Genomic DNA, 698 nt, shown 5'->3' on the forward strand with positions numbered 1-698 from the left:
GGCATAGGCCGCCTTCACGGTGCGCTTGAACGCCCCCACGCCGAAGCCGTTGTCGGAAAACGCCGTCACGGTCTCAGGCAGCAGGCTTGTGGTGTCGTCCACCCGCGCACTTTCGTACCGCTCCTTGCGCCAGTCGGCGCCGACGGCCATGCGCACGGTTCCGCCGGGAAGGTCGAACAGCGGACCGCTGGCCGAGACCGACAGCGAGCTGACGTCGTAGACTTGGCGGTTCCGGGTGCTCCCTTGGACATAGGCCAGGGTCTGCGGATCGGTGAACGAGCCGTCGCCGAACGGGTTGAAATAGGGCAGGCCAACGGGGTGCGGCCCGGCGGCGGGGTCGCCCGACGCGACGCCGAGGCGAGCCGTGTTGACCAGGCCGAGGCCGCGATTGACGAGGTGGTCGTGTCCCGTCGTCCCGGATAACTCGCCGCTCCACTTGAACGGCAGGTCGAAGTCGAAGCCCGCGGTGACCGTATAGTTCTGCGAAACCCCTTCGCTGCGGTTGTTGAAGTCCTTGACGAACGAGTAGTTGACCGTCTCGGAAGCCGCCGAGCCTGGGACGCCCGCAATGAAGTAGGGATTGGCCGTCCCGACGATGATCGCCTTGGCGTCGGCCCGGTTGCGGATGTCGAAGGTGCTCCGCGAATAGAGGCCGTCGGCGAAGAAGCGGATCGTCGGCGTCAGCGACTGCTCGAATG

1 pseudogene is annotated in these 698 nt (G+C 66.3%); it reads right to left on the reverse strand.

The annotated features are described in order from the left end of the window. Positions 1–698: pseudogene (locus DNK89_RS24440) on the reverse strand (hypothetical protein); the annotation flags it as partial.

Origin of the sequence: Acidovorax sp. ST3, assembly GCF_003231145.1 — a bacterium.
GTDB lineage: Bacteria > Pseudomonadota > Gammaproteobacteria > Burkholderiales > Burkholderiaceae_C > Acidovorax.